The organism is Nonomuraea sp. NPDC048916, from assembly GCF_040649575.1.
Lineage (GTDB): Bacteria > Actinomycetota > Actinomycetes > Streptosporangiales > Streptosporangiaceae > Nonomuraea.
Map to the genome: position 1 here is coordinate 1 of NZ_JBEZFS010000042.1, position 26,458 is coordinate 26,458.

Here is a 26,458-nt window from a genome sequence, read left to right on the forward strand (position 1 = left end):
TCGCCCGCCTCATCGTGCCGGCCGCCAGCGCCGTCGAGCATGTCCTGGCCTGGTCCAGATTCCGGCAAGCCCACCAAACCCGCGCTCTTATCAGCCACTACCGCCGACGAGGCGACTTGTTACCACGCGATCTACGGATGTAGTACCTGTTCGATGACGAGTGTTCGACGGCGTATTGATCAGTCGAACTCGCCGTTCTTCACACCGTTGATGAAGGCGTTCCACTCGCCCGAAGTGAAGACCAGAGCCGGGCCGGTGGGGTTCTTGCTGTCGCGGACGCCTCGGCGCCCTCCGGAGAGTTCGGCGACCTCAATGCAGTTGCCCCCGTTGCTGCCCGAGTAGGAAGACGTGATCCACGTGGCCATCCGTAGCTCCAGGGTCAACTCGTCCATCGCTGCATCGTCTCCTTGATCAAATTAATGGATTCGCGCTGGGAGAGCGCTTCGGAGCGAATCCCCTCATATCTGAATGCTAGGGTTCTGACGGTTTCAGTCCAGTCGGTCACCTGGGCGTTGGAAGCGGCTTCAACATATGCCGTGTCAGGGGTTCCGTGTGCTTGGGCGATGGCGAAGCCTCCGAGCAGACCGGTCGTGGAGTAGGCGCTGAGGGGGAGAACCTGGATGGTGATCCGGGGTGCTTGGCTGACCTCGAGAAGGTGCGCGATTTGCGCCGTCATCACGACGGAATCGCCGATCGGGCGATGCAGAACTCCTTCGTCGAGCACCACCCAGAGCATGGGAGGTTTGGGCCGCCGGAGGATGGACTGGCGTTCCATACGGGCGGTCACATGCTCCTCGACCTCCTCCGGCGTTACGCCGGGCTCGCCGCTCAGCATGGCCCTGGCATAGTCCTCGGTCTGGAGCAAACCGGGCACGACCAGTGGTTCCCAGGTGCGGATCGCCTCCGCCGTGGCCTCCACGTCGAGCCACGGTCGAAACCACGGCGGGGCCGATGCGTGGCTGACCATCGGCCAGAGCCGCATCAGCGCCCCCTCCGCCTCCAGCGCTTCGTCGCAGTGGCGGGCGAACTCCTCCGTCGGTGACCGCCTGGCTGTCTCGATCATGCTGATCGTGCCGACGGAGTAGGACACCGCCTTCGACAGGCGGATCTGGGACCAACCCCGGGCCTTGCGGTGTCGCCGCAGCTCGAAGCCGAAGAGCGCGGTCGGTGAGTCGGCGGGGCACAGCTCGCTTTCCTTCGGCACCTGACCTCCCGGGGGAACCGCCACTGTTTCAACAGGTCTTTCATCGAAACCGTTGATGGCATATCGAAGTCAACCGGCTACTCATTGTAATTGGGGCTTGGGATGGTTGGAAGGCGGATCAAGGCCGACTTCTTCGAGTGGGTGAAGTGATGAAAGCAACGAGCGCCGAGCCGAGGATCATCGGTTCGATCCAACTGGCGGGTATTCGCGAGTCTGTCTCGTACGCTCGCTCGGAAGTGCGCAGATGGCTCGGAGGGGATCACCCCGCGGTCGACGATGCCGTGCTGGCGGTGTCCGAGCTGGTGACGAACGCGCTCCGGCACTCCGACGCCAGGCCGTGCGACCTCATCGGACTCACTGTCACCGCGACGGAGGGGGTGGTCTGCGTGGAGGTTCGTGATCCCGGCTCCGCGTTCTGCGGGCCCCGCCTCCGGTGGGAACCGGAGGCGGAGGACGGCCGTGGGCTGCTGATCGTCCGGGAGATCTCCCAGGATTGGGGCATCCGGGAGCACGGTCGCGGGCGGGGCCGTACCGTCTGGTGCGCCATCCGAGCCGTCCCCCTTCCTCTTGCCGGTCCGCTCTCAGGCCGCGTTAGTGAACGTTGCGTTTCCTAAGATGGACCTCTATCGTTTCTAGAGAACGACTCGTTCTCTAAGGAGCGGTCATGAAGCTCGTCCTCCCCGGGCTGCTGCTGGCGATGCTGTTAGGCGCGCTCGACCAGACGATCATGGCGCCGGCGCTGCCCGCCGTGGCGACCGCCCTCGGCGGGCTGGACCAGATGCCCGCCGTGATCACCGCCTACCTGGTCGCCGCCACCGTGGTGATGCCCGTCTACGGCAAGCTCGGCGACAGGTACGGGCGCAAGCCGATGATGCAGGCGGCGATCGTCATCTTCGTCACCGGCGCCGTGCTGTGCGCGACGGCCGGGTCGATGCCGCAGTTCGTCGCGTTCCGCGCGGTGCAGGGCGTCGGCGGCGGCGGCCTGATGATCGGCGCACAGGCGATCATCGGCGAGCTCGTCAGCCCCCGCGAGCGCGGCCGCTACCTGGGCCTGATCGGCGCCGCCTACATCGTCGCGGCCGTCGGCGGGCCGCTGCTCGGCGGGTTCGTCGTCGACCGGTTCGACTGGCGGTGGATCTTCGCCGTCTACCCGCCGCTCGGGCTGATCGCGCTGGTCCTGCTGACGGCCACGCTGCGGCTGCCCAGGCCGGTGAGCCGCGCGCCGATCGACGTCGCCGGGGCGCTCACCCTGGCCGTCGCCGTGATCGGCGTCGTGCTGCTCGGCCAGACCCGCGAGCCGCTTTTCCTGGCCGTGGCGCTCGCGGGCGCCGTGGGATGGCTGGTGAGCGCCAGGTACGCGGCCGACCCGATCCTGCCGCTGCGGCTCTTCCGCGACCGGGCCTTCGCCGTGCCCGTGATGATCAGCCTGCTCATCGGATTCGCGCTGTTCGGCACCATCACGTACATGCCGGCCTACCTGCAGATCGCGCTGCGTTCCACCGCCACCCAGGCCGGGTTGCTGGTGACGGCGCTGATGGCCGGGGTGCTGATCACCACCGTCGTCTCCGGCAGGCTCATCACCAGGACCGGCCGCTACAAGCCCTATCCGGTGGCGGGCACCGCGGTGGCCGCGCTCGGCCTGGCCCTGCTGGCCTTCGTGCACGGCGCGGTGGCGATCACGGCCGTGATGCTGCTGATCGGGCTCGGGATCGGGCTCGTCATGCAGGTCATGGTGCTGGCCGCGCAGAACGCCGTCGAGTACGCCGACCTCGGCGCCGCCACGTCGGCGGTGACGTTCATGCGGCAGATCGGCGCCTCGGCCGGGGTCGCGCTCGCCGGGGCGCTGATCACCTGGCGGTTCGCCGGCGACATCCCCACGGCCGTGGTGTCCGAGCTGCCCGACAGCGTGCGCGCCGCCTTCGCCGAGGCCGTGCCGCCCGTCCTCGGGGCCATGGCGCCGCTGCTCGCCGTGGCCTTCGTCCTCGCGCTGGCCCTGCCGGCGCGTCCCCTGCGCACCACCGCCTACGTCGAGGAGAACTCATGAGACTCGTCGCGCCCCTGCGAGACTTCGGCCGTGACGACCTGGCCCAGGCCGGCGGCAAGGCAGCCAACCTGGGAGAGCTGGTCCGCAACGGCTTCCCCGTGCCCGACGGCTTCGTGATCACGACCGGCGCGTACGAGCTGGTCGCGGACGGGCACGACACGCGCGAGCACTTCGAGCGGGTGCCGATGCCCGGCGAGCTGCGCGAGGCCGTCCTCGCCGCCTACGCGGCGCTCGGCGGCGGCCCGGTCGCCGTCCGCTCCAGCGCCACCGCCGAGGACCTGCCCGGCGCCGCGTTCGCCGGCCAGCAGGACACCTACCTCAACGTGGTGGGAGAGGAGGCGCTGGTCGACGCCGTACGCCGGTGCTGGGGCTCGCTGTGGGCCGAGCGGGCCGTGGCCTACCGGCGCAGGCTCGGCATCGACCCCGGCGAGGTGCGCATCGCGGTGGTCGTGCAGAGCATGGTCGAGGCGGAGACGGCCGGCGTGCTGTTCACCGCCGACCCGGTCACGGGCGATCGCGCGCGGATCGTGGTCGACGCCAGCGGCGGGCTGGGCGAGGCCGTCGTCTCCGGGCTCGTCACCCCCGACCACTACGTGCTCGACGCCGCCGGCGAGGTCACCGCGTACACGCCGGGCCGGCGTGAGGTGGTCATCCGCGGCGCGGCGGGCGGCGGCGTCACCCGCGAGAGCGGCACGGACACGCCCGGCGAGCGCCTGCCCGCCGAGGCCCTGCGCGAGCTGGCCCGCCTCGCCGGCCGGGTCGCCGCCCATTTCGGCAGGCCCCAGGACATCGAGTGGGCCTACGCCGGTGGCCGGGTCAGCCTGCTGCAGGCCCGTCCCATGACCGCGCTCCCGCCGCCTCCGCTGGGGCGGCTCAACCCCGTGCGTCGCAGGCTCGGCATGGTCCTGCTGGAGTACCTTCCCGTGCGGCCCTACCCGATCGACATGTCGACCTGGGTTCCGTACGGCCCCGCCGGGCTGATGGCGAAGGTGACCGGTGGCTTCGGCGTCAAGGGCGCCTTCGAGGACTTCCTGGTGGAGGAGGACGGCGTCGTCTACCGGCTGGTGCCGCCGCAGCCGCGTCCCTCGATCCGCGTGCTGGCCGCGCCGCTGCGGATCCTGCGGCTGGCCAGGCGCCACGACCCCGCCCGGTGGACCGATGACCCGCGCTTCCGGGCGTTCGTCGCCGCGATCGAGGAGCTGGAGTCCCGGGACCTGGCCGCGCTGCCGTGGCCGGAGCTGGTCCGGGTGCCCAGGCAGGCGCTCGACCTGGCGCAGCCGGTCGCCGACCTGCGCATCGACTACCTGCCGGGCAGCGGCCTCGCGCTGCTGAGGCTGCTCGGGTCGCTCAAGCTGCTCGGGCGCGGCAAGGAGTTCGGCGCCCTGATCGCGGGCGCCCGCACCCGCACCTCCGACGCCAACCAGGCGCTGGAGCTGCTGGCCGAGGAGGCTCGCCTGACGGGCGCCCTCGACGCCGACCCGCCGCCCGCCGCGTTCGCCGCCGGGCTGCGGGCCTTCCTCGCCGAGTACGGCCACCGCGAGACCGCGAGCCCGCTGCTCGTCACCCCGCCCACCTGGGCCGACGCGCCGGAGACGGTGCTCGGCCTGATCAGGGTGCTCGCGGCCAAGCCGCCTTCGCCCGCCGCCCCCGACGACGCGCTCGGGCGGCTGCTCGCCCACCCCCGGCTGCGTTCGGCGGCCCGGCGGGCCAGGATGACCCGCCGAGTCCAGGCGGCCCGCGCCGGCGTCGCCTTCCGCGAGGACAGCCACTTCTTCTTCACCGAGCCGCTGCCCGTGCTGCGCCGGTCGCTGGTGGAGATCGGCCGCAGGCTGCGCGACGTGGGGCTGCTCCAGGAGCCCGAGGACGTCTTCCACCTGCGGTTGGAGGAGCTCGAAGGGATCGGCGACGCCGAGATGATGGCCGAGCCGGACCGCGAGAGGCTGCGCGCGGCGGTGTTGCGGAGAGCGGCCAAGCGCGACGAGCTCGCGGGCGTGCGGCTCATCGACCCAGCCGCGATCCACTCCGTCCGCCCTATGGGTGACGCGCTGGTCGCCGGGACACCCGCGAGCGCCGGCACGGCCACCGGGCCGGTGAAGGTCATCCGCGACCCAGCCGGCTTCGGCGGCCTCGCCGAGGGCGACGTGCTCGTCTGCCCCTACACCAACCCGTCGTGGACGCCGCTGTTCCAGCGCGCCGCCGCCGTGGTGGTGGACACGGGCGGCAGCGCCTCGCACGCGGCGATCGTCGCCAGGGAGTACGGCATCCCGGCCGTCATGGGCACCGGCGAGGGGACCTCGGTGCTGTCCGACGGGCAGCTGGTGACCGTCGACGGCGGCACCGGCCTGGTCTCCGCGGCTTCGTAGGATTCCTGACATGGTCACCGACCACCGCAAGCTGCCCCGCCGCCGCGGCGAGGAGCTCAGCGCCGCCATCTTCCGGGCGACGCTCGACGAGCTCGCCGACGTCGGCTACTCCGGGCTGACCATGGAACGGGTCGCCGAGCGGGCCAAGGCCAGCAAGGCGTCGCTCTACCGGCGCTGGCCCACCCGCATCGAGCTGGTGATGGACGCCGTCTATCACCTGGTGCCCGACCCGGTCTCGGTGCCCGACACCGGCACGCTGCGCGGTGACGCGCTGGCCGGGCTGAGGCGCACGGCCGAGCTGCTGACCGGTCCCGCGGGCGAGGCCCTGCGCGGGCTGCTCGGCGAGGCGTTGGGCGACGAGTCGCGGGGCGCCAGGTTCCGGGAGAACTCCCAGCGGGCGGGCAGGCGGATGATGGAGGAGATCGCCCGCCGGGCGGTCGAGCGGGACGAGATCGATCCCGACGTGGTCACCCCGCTCCGCCTCGACGCCGGGCAGGCCCTGCTCAGGCAGCACTTCCTCTTCTCCGGCTCGCCCATCCCCGACGAGCTGGTCGTGGAGATCGTCGACGAGGTGGTCGTGCCGTTGTTCGGGCCGCGTTGAGGCGGCTCGCCGCCACGTGGCTCGACCCGGCGCCGTGCCGGTGGGCCTGGCGGGTAGGTCCTACCGGGTAAGGCCCATCGTGCCGGCCAGCACCCGCAGCAGGTGGTCGAAGACCGACTTCCGGTCCTCGATCGTGTTGTCGAACTGGCCGAACACCTCGAAGTTGATCCATCCGTACACCGAGGTCCACGCGATGGCGCCGCGCAGCACCACCTCGCCGGGCACGCCGGGCATGAGCGCGCTGATGTCGGCCGCTTCGGCCACCACGGCGGGCGAGGGAGGGGGACCGAGGTCCGGCGGGGTGATCGCGCCGGCCCGGTGGGCTTCCGTGAGGATGCGGCCGAGCACCGCGACGTCGCGGACCCGGGCGGCGACCGTGTCCTGAGGGGCGTGGTAGCCCGGCACCGGCGAGCCGTACAGGAGCGCGTACTCGTGCGGGTGGCTCACCGCCCAGTCGCGCATCGTGTGGCAGACGCGCAGCCAGCGGCCCAGGAAGTCGCCGGTGGGGGAGGCGGCGTCGGTCCGCTCGACCGCCTCCCCGAGGGCGTTGTAGCCGTCGATGATCAACGCGGTCAGCAGGTCGTCGCGGCTCGGGAAGTAGCGGTAGATGGCGGAGGAGACCATGCCCATCTCCCGTGCGACGGCTCGCAGGGACAGGCCTCCGGCGCCTTCGGTGGCCAGCTGGCGGCGGGCGATGTCGGTGATCTCCCTGGTCAGCTCGGCTCTGACTCGTTCTCGGGCGGTACGGCTGGCTGTCATGCCCCGCACGTTACCAGAGCGGCGGAAGAAAACGAGAGCACTGCTCTTGACGACTGATGCTCTCTTGAGAGAGCATTGCTCTCGTAAGAGAACGGCGGTCACCCGGAGGTTGAGATGCTCACCGTCGCCAAGGCGGGCAACCTGGCCCTGATGTTCTTCCTGGAGCTTGGTGTCCTCGCCTCCGTCGGCTACTGGGGCTTCACGCTGAGCGCGAACTGGGGCGTCAAACTGCTCGCCGGCCTCGGTGGGCCCGCTCTGTTCGTCGCCGCCTGGGCGTTGTTCGGCGCGGGTGGCGGCGCCAATGCCACCTTCCCGCTGACCGGCCTCGCCCGAGCCGCCCTCGAGATCGTCTGGTTCGGTGGTGGGGCCCTGGCCCTCTACGCCGCGGGCCAGACCACCCCGGCCGCCGCCTTCGCCGCCGTCTTCGTCGTCAACGCGGTCCTCCGCCTCGTCTGGAAGCAGGCCTGATCATGGGTAAGCACGTCGTCGTAGGTTCCGGCCAGGTCGGCAACCACCTGGCCGGCAAGCTCCTCGCCCGGGGACACGAGGTCACCGTCGTGACCCGCTCGGGCAGCGGCCCCGCCGGGGCGACCAGGGTGGCGGCGGACGTCGCCGACCAGGCCCGGCTGATCGAGGTCACCAAGGGCGCCGACGCCCTCTACAACTGCGTCAACCCCCGCTATCACCGCTGGCTCACCGACTGGCCGCCGATGGCCGCCTCGTTCCTGGGCGCCGCCGAGGCCACCGGCGCGGTGCTGGTCACCCTGGGCAACCTCTACCCCTACGGCCCGGTCGCCGGCCCGATGACCGAGGACCTGCCGCTCGCGTCCACCAACCCCAAGTTCCAGGTCAGGGCCAGGATATGGGCCGACGCGCTGGCCGCGCACGAGGCGGGCCGGATCAGGGCGACCGAGGTGCGCGGCTCCGACTACTTCGGCCCCGGCGCCACCGACCAGTCCTACCTCGGAGACAGGTTCCTCGTCCCGCTGCGCGCGGGCAGGACGATCCAGCTGATCTGGCCACCCGACGTGCCGCACAGCTGGACCTACCTGCCCGACGTGGCCGACGCGCTGATCGTGGCGGGCGCCGACGAGCGGGCCTGGGGCCGGCCGTGGCACGTGCCCACCGCCGAGCCGCGGACCTTCCGGGAGTTCGCCGAGCGGGCGGGGGCCATGCTGGGCAGGCCCGCCCCCAGGATCATGCGCCTGCCGTGGCCGCTGGTCAGAGCTCTGGGCCTCTTCTCGCCCATGATCGGCGAGCTCAGGCACGTCCGCTACCAGTTCACCGCGCCGTACGTGCTCGACTCCACGGCGTTCCAGCGCACGTTCGGCGTCGTGCCGACCCCGCTGGACGAGGCGCTGAAGGCTACGCTCGAGGCGTGAAGATTGCCGTGATCGGCCTGGGCGACATCGCGGAGAAGGCCTACCTCCCCGTGCTCGCCACCCAGCCCGGCCTTGACCTGCACCTGTGCACCCGCGACAGGCACACCCTCGACCGGCTCGGCGACGCCTACCGTGTCGCCGCCCGGTTCTCGTCCGTGGACGAGGTGATCAAGGCCGGGGTCGACGCGGCCTTCGTGCACGCCGCCACCGGCGCCCACCGCGAGCTGGTGGAGCCCCTGCTGGAGGCCGGGGTGCACGTGTACGTCGACAAGCCGATCGCCGACAACCTGGCCGACTGCGAGCATCTCGCGCGGCTGGCGCGGGCCATGGGCAGGTCGCTGATGACCGGCTTCAACCGGCGTCACGCCCCCGGCTACACCGGGCTCGCCGAGCTGCCCCGTCACCTCGTGCTGATGACCAAGCACCGGGCCGACCACCCCGACGTGCCCCGCCGGGCGGTGTTCGACGACTTCATCCACGTGGTCGACACCCTGCGCTTCCTGGCCCCCGGCGAGGTCACCGGCACCAGGTTCCGCACCCGCGTGCGCGACGGCCTGATCGAGCACATCGTGCTGGAGCTGTCCGGCGACGGGTTCACCGCGATCGGCCTGATGAACCGGGTGAGCGGCGCCGCCGAGGAGACCTGCGAGGTCATGGGCGACGGGGTCAAGCGCCGGGTGGTCAACCTCGGTGACGTGGTCGACCACGCGGGCGGTGAGACGCTCACCAGGCGGCCCGACTGGACACCGGTCGGCAGGCAGCGCGGCATCGAGCAGATCTGCCTGGCCTTCCTCGGCGCCGTGCGCGACGGCCGCCTGATCACCGCCGACGACGCCCTGGTCACCCACGCCGTCTGCGAGGACATCGTCAGGCAGGCCGATGCCGCCGCATCCACCGGTCGGAGCGGGCCAGCATCCGGTTGAACGATCCGCCGCCGAGCCGCGCCAGCACGGTGAAACCGCCCTGGTCGCTCAGCGGGCTGGAGGAGGAGACGACGCCCGCCACCCTGTCGCCGTACAACGCGGGGCCGCCGCTGGAGCCCGCCGGGGCGTGGCAGTTGCGCGTGACCAGCAGCCCGGGGTCCTGTGAGATGGCCTCGACCGCGTCGCCGAGGCAGTGATAGAGATCCGTGCCCGGGTAGCGCCTGCCCGCCGGGTAGCCGAGCAGTTCCAGGCCGCCGAGCGAGGTGCCCCGGCGGGTGCGCAGCGGGCGCAGCCCGCGCCCCGTCACGTCCTCCAGCGGGCGTGCGCCCCTGGCCACCCCGACCAGGCCGATGTCGTAGGGAAGCACCTCCGGGGAGTACGGCCCGCTCCGCCAGCGATCCGGCACCCACGTCCGCACCGCACGCCAGGCGCCGAGCCGCGGCCGGCCCCGTTCGTACCCCGGCAGGAACGTCACCCGCTTCAGCATCCGGCCCCGGTCGTACAGGCAGTGCGCGGCGGTCAGCACCAGGCTGCGGCTCTTCGACCTGATCACCGAACCCCCGCACAGGACGGGACCGCCGGTGACCGGATCGCGGGCCAGCAGCACCCCGGCCAACTGCCGGTGCGGGGTGGAGGGAGCGGCGATCGGCGCGTAGCCCAGCCGATCGCCGTCGGGCGTCAGCACCCGTTGCTGAGGCACGGACCGTAGTGACAGCTCCGCGGCGCCGGCGGGGTCGAGCAGGGCGAGGGACAGCACCAACCTGAGCACCTTCCACACTCTAGGTAACCATGATCAGAGCCCTGACCTGCGACACCTTTGGTTTACCTAACCTGTGTACTGGGCGGCGAGCGCCCGCGGCCGTGGGTGCGCCGACTCGTACACCGGCAGGTGCAGGTCGTCCTCCATCCGCGGCCACGGCGTGGGCACGCCCTTGCCCCGCCTCACCGGGAGGCGGGGCACGGGCGTCACGGGTAGAGGCCCCGCATCTGGTGGGCCTCGGCGACCCGGCCCACGCCGATGACGTGCGCCGCCTGCCGGAGCGTGAGACCGCGACCGGCCGCCAGCGACTTCACCTCGCCGTAGGCGCTCTCCATCAGGTCACGCAGCCTCATCTCGACCTCGGCCGCGCTCCAGGAGTAGGCCTGCATGTTCTGCACCCACTCCAGGTAGGACACGATCACCCCGCCGGCGTTGGCGAGGATGTCGGGCACCACCGTCGTGCCGCGCCCGGCCAGGATCTCGTCGGCCTCGGGGGTGGTGGGCCCGTTGGCGCCCTCCACGATGAGCCGGGCCCTGATCCGGGGCGCGTTGGCAGCCGTGATCACGCCTTCCAGCGCGGCGGGCACCAGCAGGTCGACGTCCAGCTCGAACAGCTCGTCGCGGTCGAGGGCGTCGGCGTGCCGGTAGCCCTGCACGCTGCCCGTCTCGGCGACCCAGGCGCGCAGGTCGGCGATGTCCAGGCCGCTGCTCGCGTGGACCGCGCCCGACACGTCGGAGACGGCGACCACGGTGCAGCCCGCGTCGGACAGGTACTGGGCGGCCAGCGCGCCCACCTTGCCGAACCCCTGCACGGCGACGGTCACGCCCTCGGGTGAGCGGCCGAGCGCGGACAGGGCCACGATCTGCACGCCGCGCGAGGTCGCCCCGGCCCGGCCGAGCGAGCCGCCCAGCGCCATCGGCTTGCCGGTGACCACGCCGGGCACCGAGTAGCCGGCGTTGACGCTGAACGTGTCCATGATCCAGGCCATGGTCTGCTCGTCGGTGCCGACGTCGGGAGCCGGGATGTCCTTCTCCGGGCCGATCAGCGGCAGGATCTCGTTGACGTAGCGGCGGGTCAGGCGCTCCAGCTCGCGGGTGGTCAGCGTCTCGGGGGCGACGGCCACGCCGCCCTTGGCGCCGCCGTACGGGATGCCGACGAGCGCGCATTTCCAGGTCATCCACATCGCGAGCGCGGTGACCTCGTCGAGGTCGGTGCTCGGGTGGAAGCGGATGCCGCCCTTGGCGGGGCCGCGCGAGACGTTGTGCTGGACGCGGAAGCCCTGCACGACATCGAGCCGGCCGTCCTCGCGGCGGACCGGGACCGAGACGGTCAGCGAGCGCCGGGGAGTGGCGAGCATCAGGCGGAGGCCGTCGTCGAGCCCGAGATGCTCGCTGGCCTGGCCGAGCTGGTGGAGAGCGGAGTCGAGGGCCTGGCGGCCGGGAGTGATCGGAGCCGGCGTCATTGACGGCACCACGATGGTCATGGGAAAGCATCCTCCTGTTTCGGACGCCCAAGTGCGGGTAAAGCGCCGTTGCTCCAACCCTTTTTGGGCGTACTTATCGTGATCATTCTAGAACGGGGGAGTTTTTAGTGCCCAGCCAGTATGGCGACCGCATCGAGACTGATCCGTTGCCACTCAATCCAAGCCGATGGTCGATGTGCTGGGTACGTGCCACTCTGGCACGCTGGTGATCCGGAGTGTGCCGAACTGTCGAATCGAGGGGTGCGCATGCCCGCGCTCGTGATCGGCCCGATGCTGCGCCATGTCGACTCGTCCAGCGCCTCGATCTGGGTGGAGACCAGCGAGCCCTGCACGGTCGCCGTGGTGGCGGGGGACAGGACGTGGCGCTCGCCCACCTTCACCGTGCACGGACACCATTACACACTGGTTGACCTGAGCGATTTGTCTGGAAATATCGACTCTTACTCGGTGGAGCTGGACGGCGAGCAGGTGTGGCCCCTCGACGGGCGGCCACCGAGCCGCATCCGGCTGCTGCCCGCCGAGGGCCCGCGCCGGATGGCGTTCGGGTCGTGCCGCACCAGCGTGCCCCACGACACCGCGCACGTCCTGACCCACGGCGAAGACGTGCTGCGCGCCTTCGGCGGCCGGTTGATGTCGGCCGGCGAGGAGGAGTGGCCCGACCTCCTGCTGCTGCTCGGCGACCAGGTCTACGCCGACAACCCGTCGCCCGAGATGCTCGACTTCATCCACGAGCGCCGGAGCACCCCGCCCGAGAACGAGATCGCCGACTACGAGGAATACTGCGAGCTCTACCGCCAGGCCTGGACCGAACCGGAGATCAGATGGCTGCTCTCCACGGTGCCGACCGCGATGATCTTCGACGACCACGACCTGCGCGACGACTGGAACACCTCGCAACCCTGGCGCGAGCAGATGGCCCAGGTCTCCTGGTGGCGGCGCAGGGTGATCGCCGGGCTCGGCGCCTACTGGGTCTACCAGCACCTCGGCAACCTGTCTCCAGCGGAGCGGGCGGACGATCCGCTGCTGCGCGGCCTGATGGCAGGCGACGGAGGCGACGCGCTCGACGCCTTCGCCGAGAAGGCCGACGCCGAGCCGGGCAGCAACCGCTGGAGCTACTCCCGCGACCTGGGCCACACCCGCCTGATCATGATCGACACCCGGTGCGCCAGGCAGCTCACCCCGGGAGACCGGCGGATGCTCGACCCGGGGGAGTGGGACTGGCTCCTGGAGGAGATGGCCAAGCCCGCCGACCGGATCGTCATCGGCTCCTCGATCCCGTTCCTGCTGCCCGAGGGCGTGCACTCGGTGCAGAACTGGAACGAGGCCCTGTGCGACGGCGCATGGGGCAAACGCGTCCAGCGGTGGTCGGAGAAGTTCAGGCAGGCCGTAGACCTCGAACACTGGGCCGCCTTCCGCCGCTCCTTCGACGACCTGGCCAGGCTGCTCGCCCGCGTCGGCAAGCCGGTGCTGATCCTGTCCGGCGACGTCCACTACTCCTACGTGGCCAAGGCCCGCACCGCCCCCGTCTGGCAGATCGTCTGCTCGCCGATCCGCAACCCGCTCAGCCCGGTCCTCCGCTGGGCCAACGTGCTCACCCAGTTCGGCCTCGCCACGGTCGTCGGCGGGCTGCTCGCCCGGCTGGCCGGCATCCCCCGGCCGCCGTTCCGCTGGCGGGTCACCGAGGGGCCGTGGTTTCAGAACGCGGTGGCCACGCTCACCTTCCCCGACGAGGCGACCTGGTACGAGTCGTCCGGCAACACCCTCAGGCAGATCGACTCCGTACGGCTCCGCTAGCCACGAAGACAGGCGGAACCATCCTCCCGCCCGCGGCCGGCACCGGGGTGACCGCACAGGAGAGGACCGGCACGTGCGCCCCTCCACCCGCCGGCCGGGCAGGTCGGCGGGCAGGGGGTGTACCCGCTACTGCCGGAACGAGGCGATCGTGGCGGCGAGCTGGTCGACCGCCCAGAGGAGGTCCTCCTCGGAGATCATGATCGGCGGCGCGAGCCGGATCGTGGAGCCGTGCGTGTCCTTGGCCAGCACGCCCCGGCCCATCAGCGCCTTCGACACCGCGCGGCCGGTGGCCAGCGAGGGGTCGATGTCGACGCCCGCCCACAGGCCGCGCCCGCGCACGGTGATCACACCGTTGCCGACCAGCTCGTTCAGCCGGGCGTGCAGCACCTCACCGAGCCGGGCGGCCCGGTCCTGGAACTCGCCGGTGTTGAGGATCTCGATCACGGCGTTGCCGACGGCGCAGGCCAGCGGGTTGCCGCCGAACGTGGACCCGTGCTGCCCCGGCTTGATCACGCCGAGCACGTCGGCGTCGGCGGCGATCGCCGAGACGGGCACGACACCGCCGCCGAGCGCCTTGCCCAGGACGTAGATGTCCGGCACGACGCCCTCGTGGTCGCAGGCGAACGTCTTGCCGGTGCGGCCGAGCCCCGACTGGATCTCGTCGGCGATCATCAGGATGTTGGCGGTGGTGCACAGCTCGCGCAGCTGCGTGAGGTAGCCGTCCGGCGGCACCAGCACCCCGGCCTCACCCTGGATGGGCTCGACCAGCACCGCCACCGTGTTGGCGTCGACCGCCTCCCGCACGGCCTCGACCGAGCCGTACTTCACGACCTTGAAACCGGGGGTGTAGGGGCCGAAGCCGTCGTGCGCGTCGGGGTCGGTGGAGAAGCTGATGATCGTGGTCGTCCGGCCGTGGAAGTTGTCCTCCATCACGATGATGTTGGCCTTGTCGCGCTCGACGCCCTTGACCTCGTAGCCCCACTTGCGGGCCACCTTGATCGCGGTCTCCACGGCTTCGGCGCCGGTGTTCATCGGCAGGATCATGTCCTTGCCGGTGAGGTCGCCCAGTCCGGCGCAGAACGCGGCGAACTGGTCGTGGTAGAACGCCCGGCTGGTCAGCGTGAGGTGCTGCAGCTGCCTCTGGGCCGCTTCGAGGATCTTCGGGTTGCCGTGGCCGAAGTTGAGCGACGAGTAGCCGGACAGGAAGTCGAGGTAACGCTTGCCCTCGACGTCGGTGACCCAGGCGCCGTCCGCCTCACGGATCACCACGGGCAGCGGGTGGTAGTTGTGCGCGCTACGGCGCTCGCTTACCTCGATCAGCTCCGCGCTGGTGGTCATTTCAGAATTCCCCCCTGATCTCCAGTGTGCAGCACTTGGGGCCGCCACCTGCCTTACGCAGCTCGGACAGCTCGACCGGGATCACCTCGTAGCCGCGCCGGCTCAGCTCGCGCCGGAGGCCGGCGGCCTCGGAGTTGATCACCACGTTGGCGCCGTCGCTGACCGCGTTGAGCCCGAGCACCTCGGCGTCGGCCGCGTCGGCGAGCACCGCGTCCGGGAACAGCCGGCGCAGCACCTCCTGGCTGCCCTGGGAGAAGGCTTCGGGGAAGTACGCGACGTTACGGCCGTCTAGTGAGAATAGTGCCGTATCCAGGTGGTAGAACCGCGGGTCGACCAGCGTCAACGACACCACGGGGCGGCCGAGGAACTCCTGTGCCTCCTGATGCGCGGACAGGGCGGTGCGGAAGCCGGTGCCGGCCAGCACGACGTCGTCCAGCGCGAGGAAGTCGCCCTCGCCCTCGTTGACGTGCTCCGGCTCCCGGACGGGATAGCCCTGTTCGGCGAACCAGCGTAGATAGGCCGGGCCCTCCGGACCGCGCTGCGGGTAGGCGAACCTGGCGCCGTAGACGCGCCCGCCCATGACCAGCGCGCCGTTCGCGGCGAACACCATGTCCGGCAGCCCCTCCAGCGGATCGATGAGGCTGACCTTGTGCCCGAGGTCCTCGTACGCCGATCTGAGGCCTTCCCACTGCCGGATCGCGAGATCGCGGTCGGCGCCCGCCTCGGGCTGCATCCACGGATTGATCGCGTACTCGACCGCGAAGTGCTCGGGGCGGCACATCAGGAAGTGTTTGGGCATGCAGATCTCCGTCATGGTCAAAGGCAGAGGGGACGCAGCCAGCCTAGGAAGGGATGTTTGCGCAGGCCAAGCGGGCGACATTGCGTCTTGGCGGGGTTTCGTTGCGAGTCTCAGCCGCCCACCGGCGATCCGTTGCGCGGGTCGGCCGCGACGGCCCCGGTCGGCAGATCCACGAGCCTGGAGAGCACGATCGAGCTCTTGGTGCGCACCACGAAGGACTCCGCCGCGATGCGCTCGATCACCCGCTCCACGTGGCGCACGTCGGTGGCGCGGATGTGCAGCAACGCGTCGGCCTCGCCGGTGATCGTGGCCGCGGCGACCACCTCGGGATAGCGCGTCATCGCCAGCGCGATGTCGGACGGCTTGGTCTTGCCCTGGCAGAACAGCTCGACGTAGGCCTCGGTGTTCCAGCCGAGCGCCCGCGGCGCCACCCTGGCGCTGAACCCGGTGATGGCCCCGGTGTCACGCAACCGATCGACCCTGCGCTTGACGGCGGACGCGCTCAACCCGACGTGGTGCCCGATCTCCGCGTAGGTCGCGCGGGCGTCCTCGACGAGCGCCGCGATGATGTCACGATCCAGCCGATCCAGTTCCACGGGGCCTGTATATCGCCTAACAGCACCTACGCGCGATGCGGCAGACTGTGGGCGCCTGCCAAGTCGCCGGAGGGTTTTCGTCACATGAGCACAGCGAGGTTCCCCGAGGGTTTCGTCTGGGGAGTGTCCACGTCCGCCTACCAGATCGAGGGGGCGAGTGACGAGGACGGCAAGGGGCCGTCCATTTGGGACAGCTTCCCGGGCGGGCGCAACGGCGACCCCGCCTGCGACCACTACCGGCGCTATCCCGAGGACGTCCGGCTGATGAAGGAGCTGGGCCTCGCCGCCTACCGGTTCTCGGTGAGCTGGCCCCGCGTGCTTCCCGAGGGGGCCGGCCGCCTCAACGGCGCCGGCCTCGACTTCTACGACAAGCTGGTGGACGAGCTGCTGGGCGCGGGCATCACCCCCTACACCACCCTCTACCACTGGGACCTGCCGCAGGCCCTCGAAGACCGTGGCGGCTGGACCTCACGCGACACCGCCCACCGGTTCGCCGACTACGCGCGGGCCGTCCACGAGCGGCTCGGCGACCGCGTCGACACCTGGTTCACGCTCAACGAGCCGTGGGTCGCCGCCTTCACCGGTCACGGCTCCGGCGTCCACGCTCCGGGCCGGCGATCGGCGGCCGACGCCTTCACCGGCGCCCATCACATGCTGCTGGCTCACGGGCTCGGAGCCGAGGCGCTGCGCTCCGCGGGCGCCTCGCGGGTCGGCGTCGTGCTCAACCTGTCGCCCGTCCTGACCCCCGCCCAGCTCGGCGACTTCACCCTGGAGCCGTCCGAGGAGGACACCGAGGCGGTGGCCAGGATCGACGCGCTGCTCAACCGGCAGTTCGTGGAGCCGATCCTGCGCGGCCGCTACCCGGCCGACCTGCTCCCCGTGATCGAGCGGGCCGCGGGGCTCGGCCACATCCACGACGGCGACCTCGACCTCATCGGCCGGCCCATCGACCTGCTGGGCGTCAACTACTACACGCCCATCGCGGTGCAGGCCCAGCCCAGCGCCGCCGCCGACCCCGCCTTCCCCGGCAGCGAGGGCATCCTGTTCTGCAGTGTCCCCACGGCGGTGACCGCCATGGGCTGGCCCATCATGCCCGGCGGCCTGACGCTGCTCCTGCGCCGCCTGGCCCGCGAATACCCCGGCACCGAGCTGATGATCACCGAGAACGGCGCCGACTTCGTCGACGTCGTCACCGGTGACGGCATCCACGACGTCGACCGGACGAGCTACCTCGAAGAGCATCTGCGCGCCTTACGCACCTCACTCGACGAGGGCGCACGAGTCCGCGGCTACCTCGTCTGGTCGCTGCTCGACTGCGTCGAATGGGCCGACGGCTACCGGCGCAAGTTCGGCCTGGTGCACGTCGACTTCGCGACCCAGCGGCGGCGGCTCAAGGACAGCGCGCTGTGGTATCGCGACGTCATCAAACGCAACGGGCTCAGCGTGAGCCGCCCGAAACGGCCGACGCTGGAGACCGTCGCCGCCCGCGCCCAGGTCTCCCGGGCCACCGTCTCGCGGGTGGTCAACGGCGAGGCGTCGGTCAGCCCCGAGGTCCGCGCCGTCGTGCTGCGGGCCGTCCAGGAGCTCGGCTACGTGCCCAACGCCGCCGCCAGGAGCCTCGTCACGCGGCGTACGAACTCGGTGGCGCTGGTCCTGTCCGCCCCCGGCCCGGCGGCGAGGCGCTGGTCTCCGCCGTCGTCCAGTACGTCACGAGCCTGCTGGAGGGGGCCGGCAAGCAGATCACGCTCATGCTGGCCGACACCGCCGAGAGCCACCGCCGCGTCGTCCAGCACGTCGAGACCCGCCAGGTGGACGGGGTCGTACTGGTGCGGCCGGACGGCGCCGGCCCGCTCGCCGAGCGGCTGGCCCGCACCGAGGTGCCCGTCGTCCTGCTGGGCAGGCCCGCCATCGCCTCACTCGTCCCGTACGTGGACGTCGACAACGTGGGCGGCGCGAGAGCCGCCACCGCCCACCTGCTCGACCGGGGCCGCCGTAACCTCGGGATCATCTGCGGCCCGATGGACCTCGTCGACGTCCAGGACCGGCTCACCGGGCACCGGAACGCCCTGCGCCAGGCCGGGCTGCACCCGCTGCTCGCCCCGGCCGGCCTCGACCGCGAGTCGGGCGCGGCGGCGGCCCGCCGGCTGATGGCCGAGCATCCCCGGCTGGACGCCGTGCTCGCCACCTCCGACCACCTGGCCATCGGGGCCCTCCAGGCGGCCGGGCAGGCGGGGCTGCGGGTGCCCGAAGACCTGGCGATCGTCGGCTTCGGCGACGGCGACGCCGCCTCCGCCACCACCCCGGCGCTCACCACGGTCCGGGTGCCGGTCACCGAGCAGGCCCTGGCCCTGGCCAGGCTCCTGCTGTCGAGACTCGACGGCCGCCACACCACCTCGGTCGTCCTGCCGGCCCGCCTCGTCGTGCGCGAGACCACCTGACCGTTCGAGGGCCGAGCTCAGCCGGCCCTGAGCTGCCCGACCCGTTGCCGTGACAGTCCGCCGAGCAGCCGCCCCGTGTCCTCGTCGGTGACCTTCTCCTTCTTGAGCCGGGTCGCGACCCGATCGCCGATCTTCCGGAGGCTCTCCTCGATCTGGTCGAGCTGCTCGCGCAGCGCCCGGAACCGTTCCAGGTCCTGCCGCACCTCCTGCGGCAGGCCCGTGTAGTCGTACACCAACTCCACCTTGTTTGGTTCGCAGCCGAGCATGAGCGACATGATCGCGGTCGGCTCCTCGCTCTACCCCTAGCGGGATCGTCGCCACCGAGCTTGCGTAATCCCCGCAGGGCGGTTCGCCGTGGCGGCGATTAGCATCGAAAGCCAGGACCGCGTTGGAGGCCCGATGCGCTTCACTCGCCGGCACCACCACCCCGAACCCACCGAGCCGGGACAGGTCACCCGCAGAGCGCCGGCCGTCGGCTACGACGGCGACCTCTACCGGCTGCCCGACTGGGCGCAGCGCCGCCGCGAGGAACGCGAGCTGGGCCGCGCGCACGCCACCGACGGCCAGATCGACACGCTCACCCTCGAAACGGGCAGCGTGCCGCGCTTCCACGAGCTGGAGGACGAACGCCTGGCCGAGCTCGGCGCGATCGAGGACAGCACCGAACGCGAGATCCAGCGGGCCCGCGCCGAGTTCGAGGCGCAGAAGATCAAGCTGGCCGAGTCGCAGCGCGTATTCGGCGAGGCCCGCAACGCCCTCGACGACACCCGGCGCCGCGTGGCCGAGCTCGAACAGCCCAGCAGGCGCCCCGGCGACGGCCGTCCCAGCTCCATCGCGCTGTCCGGCAGCCGCTGGGCCGCCGTCCGCCGCTGGCTGCCCGGCGCGCTGCTCCTGCTGCTCCTGCTGGTCGTCGAGGTGCCGATCCTCTACCAGGTCATCCTGAACTGGGGCGACAGCGTCGCGATGACCGCCCTGCTCGCCACCGGCGCGGCCCTGATCATGCTGGTCGCCCCGCACATGTACGGCCGGGCGTTCCGGGCCTGGCAGGAGTCCGGCGCCTCGGTCAAGGGCCGCTGGCTGCTCGCCGCGGTGGCCCTCGTCTGGCTGGGCCTGATCGTCGCCGTGGCCGTGCTCCGCCGCGACGCCCTGGTCAAGCCACTGGTGGTGGACGGCCAGGAGATCGGCCCGACCTCCGACGGGGTGGGCCGGCTGCCCACGATGATCCTGCTGCTCGCGCTGCTGGTGGCCACCGCGCTGATCGCCGCCGACCTCGGCCGCAGGATGCACAACCCCAACGACCGCCGCCTGCGCGAGCTCCGCGCCAAGCGCGACGCCGAGGCCGCCTCCCTCGCCGAGGCCCGGTCCGTCTACCAGCAGGACGCCGGCTACGCCGAGAGCATCGCCCAGTACCTGCAGTCAGCCGACCGCCGCCGGGCAAGCCGCCTCCGGCAGCTCGACAGCGGCTTCGACAGCCTCGCCACCGCCTATCTCGGCGGCGTGGTCGAAGGGTTGCGCGACCCGGAGGCCGCCAGCTGGGCCGAGCGCATCGTCCGCGCCCAGCGGTCCGTCTGAGCGGACGGCCGTTACGGGCTTCTTCACGAGCTTCTTTACCGCACGGTCTTTACTGCACAGTCTTTACTGCACAGCCTTTACTTGCACAGTCAAGGAGCTCTCTTGCTGCATGGTCGAAGAGGCTTTTACGGCACAGCCAAGGAGGGCCCAGTCACCGTGCGTGGCTGGGCGCCTCCAGGGATACGGCCGCTGACCGGCACGTGGCCGGGCGCCGCTACGACGCCCGGCCGGCCGGCTGAGCGGTCAACCGGTCACGACGTCGAGGTCATGACGTTGAGAAGGTGAACCAGTTGACGTTGACGAAGTCGGCCGGCTGGCCGCTGCTGAACGTCAGGTAGACCGTGTGCGTCCCGGTCACCCCTGAGATGTTCGCCGGGATGGTCCGCCAGCTCTGCCAGCCGCCCGTGTTGCCCACGGCGAAGTCGCCGATCGGCGCGGCGGTGGGGCTGTCGAGCCGGACCTGGACGAGGCCGCTCACGCCGGCCGCCGCCCCGGACGCCACGCGGGCCTTGAACTGCCCGGCCGCCACGGTGCCGAAGTCGACCCCGTCGTAGCGGAGCCAGTCGCCGTTGGAGATGCCGCCGACGTTCTGGCCGCCGCCGGAGTCGGTGGTGGTCTCCACCATGGTCCCGGACTGCGCCTGGTAGCGCTCGGCCTGGATGGTCGAGCGGGCGTCCACTCCGCCGGGCGCGGTCGGCGTGACCGTCGGGGTCGGGGAGGTGCCGGTGCCGCTCTGCCACACCGCCACGTAGTCGACCACCATCGGCCGGCCCGGCACGGTGGCCGCGGTGGGTGTGCCGAATCCGGCGACCCCGTTCGGGAACGCTCCGCCCATGGCCACGTTCAGCAGCAGGAAGTAGCCGGCGTGGCCGGTCATGTTCGCCCAGGTGGTCGCGTCGAACTGCGACTGGCTGAGACTGTGGAACTGCTGCCCGTCCACGTACCACCGCAGCTGGTTGGGGCTGACGCTGCGGTCCCACTCGAAGCGGTAGGTGTGGAAGCCCGACTGGCAGGTCGAGCCGGGGCAGGCCCGGCTGGCGCCGAGGCCGTTGGTCTCGTTGCACGGCCCGCCGGGGTTGACGCCGCAGTGGAGCACGGCCCAGACGGAGTTGAGGCCGTTGACGTTCTCCATGATGTCGAACTCGCCGATGGCCGGCCAGTTCCAGTAGTTGCCCCGGTACGGCGAGCCGAGCGCCCAGAACGCCGGCCAGTAGCCGAGGGCGGCGTCGCCGGTCACGTTCGGCATCTGGATGCGGCCCTCGATGCGCAGGACGCGCCCGTCGGCGGGCTTGAAGTCGCCCCGCCGGGTCTCGATGCGGGCCGACGTCCACTCGCCGGAGCCGCTGCGCTGCGGCGTTATCCGGAGGTTTCCCGAGCCGTCGAGGGCGAGGTTGGAGGAGCTGGCGGTGTAGTTCTGGATCTCACCGGTGCCCCAGTTGGCGGGGCCGCCCGGGTAGGCGTGGCCGGTGTCGACGATCCAGTTCGTCGATGAGGGCGCCGATCCCGCCGCGCCGTTGAAGTCGTCGGACCAGACCAGTGACCAGCCCGAGGGGGTGGTGGGCACGGCCGCGGAGGCACTTACGGCGACGTGCACGAACAGTCCGGTGAGGGTGGCCAGCGCCGCGGCCACGGCCGCCAGTCGTCTGCGCCGGGTTGGGGTGCCAGATGTCATCGCTGCTCCTGGGGGGACGGAGGCGGACTGAGAGAGCGCTCTCTCAGCCAGACCTAAACACAGAGCTAACCGGGTGTCAACAAACTGCACTGACAGCTTGACAAGAGAGTGAAGCGAGGGCTATCAATGCCAGAGAGCGCTCTCGTGATCGTGATCCGAGCCGCGAGGGCCGGGCGTGCTACAGCAGGTCCACCGAGGTGGCGCCCGCCGCCTCGAACGCCTCTCTCCAGAAGCTCTCCAGCAGCGGGAAGCGGTCGGGGCTCGACGTCTTCTCCCGCAGGAACCCGTGCACGACCACCCCGTAACCCGTCAGATCCGGCAGCAGCCGGGCCTCCCGCAACTGCCTCACCTTCTGCTTCCGGCCGGCCTCGCCCAGATCCAGCCGGTTCACGTTCAGCTCGCCCCGGTTGTTGATGAGATCGCTGAACACGATGATCTCGTGCGGCCTGTCCGGCTGCCGCCTGGCTGCCATCTGCTTGACCACGTAGCGCAGCGCCCCCAGTACGTCGGACCCCTCGCCCTCCGCCGGGCAGTCGAACAGCTTGACCGCCCGGGGCAGCACCTCCGTGATGCGGTGCGACCTGACGCGGCCCTCGACGACCGGGTTGTCGTTGGGGTTCTCGGCCCGGGTCGCCGCGATGGCCACCGCGTCCTGCCGGCACGAGCTGCTCTCCGAGCTCCCCGTCACGGCCGCGAACCCGATCCAGTCGCACCCCTGGGCGAAGTCCGGCAGCTTGGACGTCACATCGTTGCGGGACGTCGCCGGGTCGGCGTAGCTGGTGGAGTCGACCACCACCCCGCACACGGCCCCCGCCTCAGTCCCACACCCCACAACCCCGCCCACCACCAACAACACCACCCCAACCCCGGCCCCCACCCGCCCAGCAGCGATCCGCCATATCGTCCCGACCCGCCGGCCACCCGTCCGACAGCTTGTCCCGGGCCCTCGGAACCACCCGCCGTCCCAGAATCGCGACCCGTCCGCAGTTCGCTCGGCGCCGCCGCTCCCGGACGGGCGGCGTAATCCGCGAGCCCCCGCCTCTATGCCATCTCCTTCCGTCACGGCACCCCTCCATCCCGCTGGTCCACTCGCCCGCTGCCGTGGGTCTCCGGACGCCGGGAGCTCTCCTCGCCCTCACCAGTCGGCCCGGAGCGACCCCATACGTCGTTCACGCGGTGCTCAGGGGAGGCCGGGCCGGTGCCCTGGGGCAGCTCGGGGCGGTCGTCGCCGGTCAACGCACGGGGCATGACCTCGGCGGTCCACACCTCGATCCGGGCCTCCAGCTCGTGCAGGATGCGGCCGATCTCCTCCCGGCCGGCGACCGCCGCCGTGCTCTCGCCGGTGGAGTCCATGGCGATGACCTCGCCCTTCCACAGCGACGGGATCTCCTCGCGGCGCGGATGGGCCCGCATCACGCCCGACCGGTAGGCGGCGATGAGCTGCTCGGCCCTGGCGTGCAGGGCCTCCACGGCGTGGTTGCGCTCGATCAGCGCGCTCTCCCACTCCTGGGTGATCTGCTCGATGCACGCCCTGGCCTCGTGGACGGTGTCTCCGGCCTGCTGGAGTTCGGCCATGCGCCGGGCCTCGCCCCTTCGCCGCCGGGCCTCCTCGATGGAGATGAACGCGTCCGGACCGGGGCCCGGAGGCGGGACGCGCGCCTCGTCACCGGGCCCGCCGGGCTCTCCATCCGGCGAATCGGGTTCGTCGCCCGGGCTGGTGGCGCCGGACTCAGGGGAGGGGCCCGGGCTCGTCGAGGTGGCGGGCCGGGGGAGGTGGCCGTTCGCGGGCGGGTCGGGGCGCAGGTCGGCCCGGCCGAGTTCGCGCAGGATGGTCTCCCGGGCTCTCACGGCCCGCTGCAGCAGGGAGGCGCGGACGGTCGCCAGCCGCCGGTCGACCTCGGTGATCTGCTCCCTGGCCCGCGCCCGGATCTCCGTCACGTACGTGGGCTGGAACTCCGGATCGGTGAACTCACCCATCGGGTGCCGACGAGCATCCCGCATGCCCTGGCGGCGCGCCCCCTCCCGCTCGGCGAGCGGATCGCCCCGCTTGAACAGCCGTGACAAGAACGCCATCCGCGTCTCCCGGCTCCGCCGGACCGCCACCCGGCTCGAGTGTCCTGGATCCCCAGACTAATCGGTCACTTCCGGGACAAGCGGCCCTGACGTGGATGCCGGCATCAGACCGGACCGCATCAGACCGTTCGCGCTGCGACTGGCACACGGCGGGGCCGGTCCACCGGTTGACGCCTAGCCGATCTCACTGTGCGTCGTAGCGGTGGCCGGCCCCGTGCGGGTCAGCGGCCGTCTCCCTGGAGGCCGCCGGCCATGGTCGGCGGGTGGGCCCTCCCGTGCGTGCCGTACAAGAAGATGGTTCAAAGCCCGTGCGTGCCGTACGAGAAGAGAAGATGTGGTCGAAGCCCCGGAGGGGCGGTCAGGCCTTCTCGGCCTCGCCGGTGGCCTGTTCGAGGACGTCTTCGGGGGAGGCCTCGAGGTCCTGCTCGGCGTCGGCGCCCGCCTGGGCGGAGGCCTTGTCGAGGCGCACCCAGCTGGTCACACTTTCCACCGCGAACAGGACGAACAGGTAGGCGGTGAGCACCGCGAGCACCACCGTGAGCCAGCCGAGCGCCGCGCCCACACCGATGATCAGCAGCCGCAGCTCCCAGCCGAGGCCCGCGTAGAACACCCAGACGGGCGGCCAGATGCTCTGCCGCGTGCGGTAGACGGTGTCGTAGGTGTGGTAGCCCACCACGTAGACCAGCACGAACAGCAGCCACTTCGGCGCGTCGGCGGTGAGCCCCACCACGACGATGGTGAGGAACTCGGTGCCGCGCAGCAGCGGCGGGGTGAGCCAGTCGAGCTTGCCCAGGTGGTCGCGCGGCGCGGTCGGCAGCACGAGCAGCACCACGACCAGCACCGGCACGAGGAGCATCGGCCCCGGCCGGAGCAGCCCCAGGGCGGTGATCGCGATGATCGCGACGAGGGCGGCGAGCGTGGCGGGGACCGGCGGCAGCCCTTTGCCGACCTTCCCGGCGACCGCGTTGACGAGTGGCCCGTCGTCGCGGTAGGCGAGCAGGCGGGCGGTCTGGATGCGGCGGCGTTCCTCGTCGGGGTCCGGCGTGGGAGTGGCGGCGGCCTGCGGCTGAGTGATCATGCGAGCGACCTCATGAGGCGTCCGGTGAGGGTGTAGATGGCGGCGACGGTGCCCCAGATCACCAGCGTGAGGAAGGTGATGCGGGCGTCGAAGAGGGCGGCGGTGATCGCGATGGCCGCGAACCGCTCGCCGATGGGGAACACGATCATCTTGCGGGCCCAGTGGACGGCGCGGAACCGGCCGGCCTTGCTCCACATCTTGAGCAGGCCCCGGATGCCCTGGGCGCGCTCCACCTTGCGGCTCTGCAGTGCCCTGCGCAGGTCCTTGTCGGAGGGCGCGGTCAGCGGCAGCGTGGGCAGCTGGGCGGGCGGCTTGCGGCGGTTGGCGATGCCGAAGGAGAAGTCGAGCAGGTGGCGCACCGATTGCAGGCCGATCGCGGCCAGGGCGAGGATCCAGATGTCGTCGCCGTTGCCCGAGACCACCCAGCCGACCGCGAGGCCGGCGAAGACGACGTACTCCTTGAAGCGGTCGAACGTCGCGTCGAGCCAGGCGCCGAGCACGCCGAACTTGCGGGCGTAGCGGGCGACCTGACCGTCCACGCAGTCGAACACGAACGCGAAGTAGATCAGCACGCCGCCCGCGACCATCCACGGCCGGTCACCGGTGGCGAAGCAGGCCGCCGCCAGCACGCCCAGCGTGATCGAGATGAGCGTCACCTGGTTGGGCGTCAGCCCGCGCCGGGCCGCCCAGCGGGCGATGAACCGGGAGTAGGTGGAGACGAAGTAGGTGGTGAAGAAGCCGTCGGCGCCTTTGACCGCGTTGTCGAGCCGGGCGCGGTCCTCGTCCATGCCGGCCATCTCGGCGCCGGCCTCGTTGGCCTCCTCCTGGGTGGTGACCCTGCGGTAGAAGAGGTCGCGGCGGCCGCGGATGCCCACGGACACGCCGTTGCGCACCAGGCCGAAGACGATCAGCTGCACCAGGTCGTCGTCGCGGCCGAACACGTCGGCCATGCCGGCCAGCTCGCGGCAGGTCGCGGCCAGCGTGGGCGCGTTGCGGAGGTTCAGGTGGAGGGGGCCGAGCAGCGCCGCGTTGGGCCTGGTCACCGCGTGGGCCGCGGTGCCGACGGAGACGATGCGCGACTTGCCGGCTCGGGAGCGCACCGGCAGCCCTTCCAGCCGGTGGTCGCCGATCTCGGGCTCGGCCTCGTCGATCGGGACGATGTCCGGCTGCGTCTCCTCGATCGTGTCGGGGCGCGGCTCCTTGGCGATGAGCGCCAGTGCGCCGCGTTTGGTCTTGGTGATCTGGTAGATCAGCTCGTCGTGGATCACGGAGTTGGCGGGGAGGATGAGGAGGCTTTCCGTCGCGGACTCGGCGACCTCGGCCAGGGCACGCAGGGCGGCGGCCACGTCGCCCGTGTCGATCGTCGCGGGCCGCGGATCCAGGGAGAGGATCTGGCTGCGCAGCCGCTCGGTGACGGTCGGGCTGCCAGGCAGCGCGGCGAGCCTCAGTCCGGTCGGAGCGGTGTCGGGGCCGGGCGAAGAGCCCAGCAGGACCACGCGGGTCATGACTCCCTTTCGAGGCGGTGGCGGGGGGATGAACAACGGGTATTGCGGGGGACAGGCGACAAAGTCTAATGAG

25 protein-coding genes and 1 pseudogene are annotated in these 26,458 nt (G+C 71.3%); 11 read left to right on the top strand and 15 right to left on the bottom strand.

The genetic code is table 11. The features are described 5' to 3' along the window. Positions 1 to 179 precede the first annotated feature (179 nt). Both AB0C16_RS33185 and AB0C16_RS33190 read right to left on the bottom strand, forming a co-directional pair. A complete protein-coding gene (locus AB0C16_RS33185; protein WP_357688823.1) occupies positions 180 to 392 on the bottom strand; it encodes a DUF397 domain-containing protein in 213 nt (70 codons plus the stop codon). Further along, complete coding sequence (locus tag AB0C16_RS33190; RefSeq protein WP_357688825.1) at positions 380 to 1,204, bottom strand: helix-turn-helix transcriptional regulator; 825 nt, start codon at positions 1,202 to 1,204, stop codon at positions 380 to 382. The genes AB0C16_RS33185 and AB0C16_RS33190 overlap by 13 nt, the downstream gene beginning before the upstream one ends. A 149-nt stretch (positions 1,205 to 1,353) precedes the next feature. On the opposite strand from AB0C16_RS33190, the gene AB0C16_RS33195 reads away from it, so the two are divergent. Genes AB0C16_RS33195 through AB0C16_RS33210 form a run of 4 tightly spaced genes read left to right on the top strand, consistent with a single transcriptional unit; the run spans position 1,354 to position 6,212 of the window. After that, on the top strand, positions 1,354 to 1,818 hold the full coding sequence (locus AB0C16_RS33195) for an ATP-binding protein (protein WP_357688827.1): 465 nt from the start codon (positions 1,354 to 1,356) through the stop codon (positions 1,816 to 1,818). A 50-nt stretch (positions 1,819 to 1,868) separates the two neighbouring features. Continuing rightward, positions 1,869 to 3,248, top strand: a complete 1,380-nt coding sequence (locus AB0C16_RS33200; RefSeq protein ID WP_357688829.1) for an MFS transporter — start codon at positions 1,869 to 1,871, stop codon at positions 3,246 to 3,248. Continuing rightward, positions 3,245 to 5,611, top strand: a complete 2,367-nt coding sequence (locus AB0C16_RS33205; protein WP_357688831.1) for a PEP/pyruvate-binding domain-containing protein — start codon at positions 3,245 to 3,247, stop codon at positions 5,609 to 5,611. The genes AB0C16_RS33200 and AB0C16_RS33205 overlap by 4 nt, the downstream gene beginning before the upstream one ends. A gap of 10 nt (positions 5,612 to 5,621) precedes the next feature. After that, on the top strand, positions 5,622 to 6,212 hold the full coding sequence (locus AB0C16_RS33210; protein WP_357688833.1) for a TetR/AcrR family transcriptional regulator: 591 nt from the start codon (positions 5,622 to 5,624) through the stop codon (positions 6,210 to 6,212). A gap of 60 nt (positions 6,213 to 6,272) precedes the next feature. Here AB0C16_RS33210 and AB0C16_RS33215 read toward each other — a convergent pair whose 3' ends face one another. Then, on the bottom strand, positions 6,273 to 6,971 hold the full coding sequence (locus AB0C16_RS33215; protein WP_357688835.1) for a TetR/AcrR family transcriptional regulator: 699 nt from the start codon (positions 6,969 to 6,971) through the stop codon (positions 6,273 to 6,275). Positions 6,972 to 7,085: 114 nt separating this feature from the next. On the opposite strand from AB0C16_RS33215, the gene AB0C16_RS33220 reads away from it, so the two are divergent. From AB0C16_RS33220 to AB0C16_RS33230, 3 genes are read left to right on the top strand one after another with little or no spacing between them, the layout of a single operon-like run. After that, positions 7,086 to 7,439, top strand: a complete 354-nt coding sequence (locus tag AB0C16_RS33220; RefSeq protein ID WP_357688837.1) for a YrdB family protein — start codon at positions 7,086 to 7,088, stop codon at positions 7,437 to 7,439. A 2-nt stretch (positions 7,440 to 7,441) separates the two neighbouring features. Continuing rightward, complete coding sequence (locus tag AB0C16_RS33225; protein WP_357688839.1) at positions 7,442 to 8,353, top strand: NAD-dependent epimerase/dehydratase family protein; 912 nt, start codon at positions 7,442 to 7,444, stop codon at positions 8,351 to 8,353. After that, positions 8,350 to 9,276, top strand: coding sequence for a Gfo/Idh/MocA family oxidoreductase (locus AB0C16_RS33230; protein ID WP_357688841.1), 927 nt, complete (start codon positions 8,350 to 8,352; stop codon positions 9,274 to 9,276). The genes AB0C16_RS33225 and AB0C16_RS33230 overlap by 4 nt, the downstream gene beginning before the upstream one ends. Here the strand turns inward: AB0C16_RS33230 and AB0C16_RS33235 are convergent. Genes AB0C16_RS33235 through AB0C16_RS33245 form a run of 3 tightly spaced genes read right to left on the bottom strand, consistent with a single transcriptional unit; the run spans position 9,221 to position 11,520 of the window. Continuing rightward, a complete protein-coding gene (locus AB0C16_RS33235) occupies positions 9,221 to 10,045 on the bottom strand; it encodes a trypsin-like serine protease (protein WP_357688843.1) in 825 nt (274 codons plus the stop codon). The genes AB0C16_RS33230 and AB0C16_RS33235 overlap by 56 nt on opposite strands. A 57-nt stretch (positions 10,046 to 10,102) precedes the next feature. Further along, the gene (locus AB0C16_RS33240; protein ID WP_357688845.1) at positions 10,103 to 10,246 is read right to left on the bottom strand and encodes a hypothetical protein; all 144 of its coding nucleotides are present in this window, start codon (positions 10,244 to 10,246) and stop codon (positions 10,103 to 10,105) included. Next, positions 10,243 to 11,520 (bottom strand): Glu/Leu/Phe/Val dehydrogenase, encoded by a 1,278-nt coding sequence (locus AB0C16_RS33245; RefSeq protein WP_357688847.1) that lies wholly within the window; start codon positions 11,518 to 11,520, stop codon positions 10,243 to 10,245. Before AB0C16_RS33245 ends, AB0C16_RS33240 begins: the two co-directional genes overlap by 4 nt. A 246-nt stretch (positions 11,521 to 11,766) precedes the next feature. Here AB0C16_RS33245 and AB0C16_RS33250 point away from each other — a divergent pair, with 246 nt between their 5' ends. Beyond that, the gene (locus AB0C16_RS33250; RefSeq protein WP_357688849.1) at positions 11,767 to 13,314 is read left to right on the top strand and encodes an alkaline phosphatase D family protein; all 1,548 of its coding nucleotides are present in this window, start codon (positions 11,767 to 11,769) and stop codon (positions 13,312 to 13,314) included. A gap of 126 nt (positions 13,315 to 13,440) precedes the next feature. Here AB0C16_RS33250 and rocD read toward each other — a convergent pair whose 3' ends face one another. From rocD to AB0C16_RS33265, 3 genes are all read right to left on the bottom strand, one after another. Continuing rightward, the gene (gene rocD, locus AB0C16_RS33255; RefSeq protein WP_357688851.1) at positions 13,441 to 14,652 is read right to left on the bottom strand and encodes an ornithine--oxo-acid transaminase; all 1,212 of its coding nucleotides are present in this window, start codon (positions 14,650 to 14,652) and stop codon (positions 13,441 to 13,443) included. Between the two features lies 1 nt (position 14,653). Further along, positions 14,654 to 15,451, bottom strand: a complete 798-nt coding sequence (gene ddaH, locus AB0C16_RS33260) for a dimethylargininase (protein ID WP_357688853.1) — start codon at positions 15,449 to 15,451, stop codon at positions 14,654 to 14,656. Between the two features lie 110 nt (positions 15,452 to 15,561). Then, a complete protein-coding gene (locus tag AB0C16_RS33265) occupies positions 15,562 to 16,047 on the bottom strand; it encodes an Lrp/AsnC family transcriptional regulator (protein WP_357688855.1) in 486 nt (161 codons plus the stop codon). An 84-nt stretch (positions 16,048 to 16,131) separates the two neighbouring features. Between AB0C16_RS33265 and AB0C16_RS33270 the strand changes: the two are divergent. Beyond that, a pseudogene (locus AB0C16_RS33270) lies at positions 16,132 to 17,589 on the top strand (GH1 family beta-glucosidase); the annotation flags it as partial. A gap of 206 nt (positions 17,590 to 17,795) precedes the next feature. Beyond that, on the top strand, positions 17,796 to 18,485 hold the full coding sequence (locus AB0C16_RS33275) for a substrate-binding domain-containing protein (protein WP_357688857.1): 690 nt from the start codon (positions 17,796 to 17,798) through the stop codon (positions 18,483 to 18,485). Positions 18,486 to 18,502: 17 nt separating this feature from the next. On the opposite strand, the gene AB0C16_RS33280 is transcribed toward AB0C16_RS33275, so the two are convergent. Continuing rightward, the gene (locus tag AB0C16_RS33280) at positions 18,503 to 18,760 is read right to left on the bottom strand and encodes a hypothetical protein (RefSeq protein ID WP_357688859.1); all 258 of its coding nucleotides are present in this window, start codon (positions 18,758 to 18,760) and stop codon (positions 18,503 to 18,505) included. Between the two features lie 124 nt (positions 18,761 to 18,884). Between AB0C16_RS33280 and AB0C16_RS33285 the strand changes: the two genes are divergently transcribed. Then, on the top strand, positions 18,885 to 20,057 hold the full coding sequence (locus tag AB0C16_RS33285) for a hypothetical protein (RefSeq protein ID WP_357688861.1): 1,173 nt from the start codon (positions 18,885 to 18,887) through the stop codon (positions 20,055 to 20,057). A 265-nt stretch (positions 20,058 to 20,322) separates the two neighbouring features. On the opposite strand, the gene AB0C16_RS33290 is transcribed toward AB0C16_RS33285, so the two are convergent. The 5 genes from AB0C16_RS33290 to AB0C16_RS33310 form a co-directional block, all read right to left on the bottom strand. Next, positions 20,323 to 21,729 carry a glycoside hydrolase family 16 protein gene (locus AB0C16_RS33290; RefSeq protein ID WP_357688863.1) on the bottom strand — a complete coding sequence of 469 codons (1,407 nt, stop codon included), beginning with the start codon at positions 21,727 to 21,729 and terminating at the stop codon, positions 20,323 to 20,325. Positions 21,730 to 21,907: 178 nt separating this feature from the next. Next, the gene (locus tag AB0C16_RS33295) at positions 21,908 to 22,534 is read right to left on the bottom strand and encodes a hypothetical protein (RefSeq protein ID WP_357688865.1); all 627 of its coding nucleotides are present in this window, start codon (positions 22,532 to 22,534) and stop codon (positions 21,908 to 21,910) included. A gap of 254 nt (positions 22,535 to 22,788) precedes the next feature. Further along, positions 22,789 to 23,802, bottom strand: coding sequence for a hypothetical protein (locus tag AB0C16_RS33300; protein WP_357688867.1), 1,014 nt, complete (start codon positions 23,800 to 23,802; stop codon positions 22,789 to 22,791). A 358-nt stretch (positions 23,803 to 24,160) separates the two neighbouring features. Further along, positions 24,161 to 24,880, bottom strand: coding sequence for a DUF5941 domain-containing protein (locus AB0C16_RS33305; protein WP_357688869.1), 720 nt, complete (start codon positions 24,878 to 24,880; stop codon positions 24,161 to 24,163). After that, positions 24,877 to 26,385 carry a CDP-alcohol phosphatidyltransferase family protein gene (locus tag AB0C16_RS33310; protein ID WP_357688871.1) on the bottom strand — a complete coding sequence of 503 codons (1,509 nt, stop codon included), beginning with the start codon at positions 26,383 to 26,385 and terminating at the stop codon, positions 24,877 to 24,879. Before AB0C16_RS33310 ends, AB0C16_RS33305 begins: the two co-directional genes overlap by 4 nt. Between the last annotated feature and the right edge of the window lie 73 nt (positions 26,386 to 26,458).